At 32.1% G+C, this 2,741-nt stretch carries 2 protein-coding genes; both read left to right on the top strand.

Features of this window, described 5'->3' with window-relative positions; all coding sequences use genetic code 11:
- Window positions 1-213 (top strand): hypothetical protein (locus A5849_RS15070; RefSeq protein WP_086310078.1); only part of this gene is annotated, 213 nt, incomplete at its 5' end.
- A 359-nt stretch (window positions 214-572) separates the two neighbouring features.
- The gene (locus A5849_RS10350) at window positions 573-2,198 is read left to right on the top strand and encodes an acyltransferase family protein (RefSeq protein ID WP_086310077.1); all 1,626 of its coding nucleotides are present in this window, start codon (window positions 573-575) and stop codon (window positions 2,196-2,198) included.
- Window positions 2,199-2,741 lie beyond the last annotated feature (543 nt).

Genomic DNA, 2,741 nt, shown 5'->3' with positions numbered 1-2,741 from the left:
GGTTTAGGGTTATCTGCATATTTATTTACAGAATTTGTTTATAGACATGTGAATTTATTTGCAGAATCTTTATTCGCATTATATGAATCAAATTCCTCAATCGTCAGAGAACTTGCTAATTTAATGATAGCCTTGCTGTTTACTCCCGCGTTGAGGGTCATAACTATTTTGGTCTGTTTAGTGCTCTTATTTTTCGTTAATAAAAAGAAATAACGTAGTATTTCAAAAGACAAAGAAGCGGGATGATGATTGCTATAGTATGTTATACGTGGTGCTAGGTAAGTGAGAATAAACAAAAAAACTGTAGAACAAAGAAATTTTTTTCTTTGTCTACAGTCTGAGGTGGTGACATATCTTTGTCACCACCTTTTTTTGTCGCACAAATAATTAATCGGATATTTTATGTTCATGTTTTTTGTGTTCAACGAGTATTGATAGGGAAAAGATACATTTTAGATACTTTTAACTGTTAATTTACAAAACAAGGTGAAATGAATAGAAAAATGAAAAAATAGATACGGAAGAATATGTTTGATTAAAAAATGCCATGAAGAGAAGGAAGTTGATGATACATGAAAAAAATATATTCAAAGGAAATCGATTGTTTTAGAGGCATAGCTGTTTTAGCAGTGATATTTTATCATTTGCCAAATAGTAAGCTACCAGGCGGATTGCAAGGAGTAACGATCTTTTTTGTGGTTTCTGGTTTTTTAATGGCTAAAAATACGATAAGAGATGAAAAAAACAGACAATTCAGTTTTCTACATTTTTACTATAAGCGTATCAAACGTATTTATCCATTTTTACTGTTTTCTTTGGTCGTATCCATTTTCATACTGGGGATCAGCAACATTCGATTGATAGGAAATATTCGTAGTGAGCTACCTAGTTTGATTTTTGGCTATAACAATTGGTGGCAGCTGAATCAAGGCGTATCTTATTTCGACTCTTACTTTAACGCTTCTTTATTTAAACATTATTGGTCGCTTTCCGTTGAGCTACAATTTTATTTGATTTGGCCATTTTTGTTTATTGTCATTAAACGTATGAGGAGAAAACAAGTATTTTACTTAATCTATACATTGATTTTTGTTTCTATTCTTTTTAGTTTGTTTTTACCTTCAGCTAAGGCATATTATCATACGGTGGCTAAACTTTTTCCATTTTTATTAGGAGTTTGGGGGTATTTTAATCGAATAACTATTGGCCGTTTCTTTGAACAAAACACTTTTAGTAAAATCTGGCTTTTATTACTAGCTAGTCTTTGTCTGATTCTGTTCCCGATTTTTCCTTATACACTAAATGAACTACTGATCAGTATTTGTTTTGCTTTATTGTTAGCCAGTGTTGATGATATGAACATTGCAAAAAAGACCAAAATCGCTAGTACAAAACTTTCTTTTGTAGGAAAAATCAGTTATGAACTTTATTTGGTGCATTTTCCAGTATTGATTGCTCTGACAAATCTATTCAAACATTATCATTTGAAATATTTAGATATCGCAAGTTTATTCACTGTGTTTTTGTGTACGTTACTCATGATTACTTTCTTTAGAAAAGGAGTGCAGAAGATGAGATCACCCAAAATTTGGACAACTATGGCACTAATGATAATCGGAGTTTCTGTACTGGTATTACGCGCTCCAGCCAATCGGTTGACCGCTGACCAAAATCAGTTGCAAAGTTTATTAAAAGAAAATTCTAGTAAAGCAAGTGCAGGAGAAAATCAGTTGTCACAAGAGAAAAAAATATTATTTATCGGAGATTCTGTTATGCTGGGGGCGTATCAGGAACTGAAAGAGACTTTTCCAAAAGAAGCATTGGTAGATGCAAAAGAGTCAAGACAAATCACTGCGTTACCAGAAATCTTAAAGGAGCATAAAGATTTAGTTTCTTACCGACAAATAGTGATCGGGTTAGGAACCAATGGTGTGTTAACAGATGATGCTATAGAACAAACCATGTCTTTGCTCAAAGATAAAAAAGTGTACTGGGTAAATATAAAAGCTCCGACTGGCTGGCAAGATACGATAAATGCCACATTAGCTAAATTGCCAAATCAGTATTCTAATATAACGATGATCGATTGGTATAGTGAAAGTAAAAACCATCCTGAGTTTTTTTATGATGATGAAACCCATTTGAATGAAAGTGGACGTACAGCTTATGCAAAGTATATTGCTTCAGTTATTCAATAAGGTAGTGATTACATGTGTTAACCTTACTTTTTCCTATGAATCAATTTAAATAAAAAATACTTCATATGATAAACGGTGTTTAAGAGGAGGAAATTTTTAATATTCGTGGTAAAAAAGAGATGATCGAGGTCGTTAACTGAGAGCTTCTTGGAAAGAAATCGCTTTGGATTTATCCTCTTTGTTATACAGAACATGAGCGAGACGACAATACTAGGATGTATGTTCTGATCGAAGTTTTATGGTTACAAGCAATCAGCTTAGATAAAATTAAGGATCGTAGGAACCAAGTAAAGAAGGCTGTTAGTAAAGAAACAAACGATCAAGTATGTTTTATTCTTAAGAAGATGCAGTGAATAAATAATAGTAATATAATGTTAGAAGGGACTGTGACAAAAGACGTGTCACAGCCTTTTTTAAATGATTGCTTAAGCATTAAATATCAAAAAATATAGAGTTCAAAATTACTGCACAGATTAGATGAAAAATTTGAACAACAAAAAGTGTATTTTTATACTATAATAGCTTTTGAATTTAGTTACTCTA

The sequence above is a fragment of the Enterococcus sp. 10F3_DIV0382 genome (assembly GCF_002140245.1).
GTDB classification, from domain to species: domain Bacteria; phylum Bacillota; class Bacilli; order Lactobacillales; family Enterococcaceae; genus Enterococcus_B; species Enterococcus_B lactis.
The sequence above is the reverse complement of the archived record's forward strand: the minus strand, read 5'-3'. Positions and strand labels throughout refer to the sequence as shown.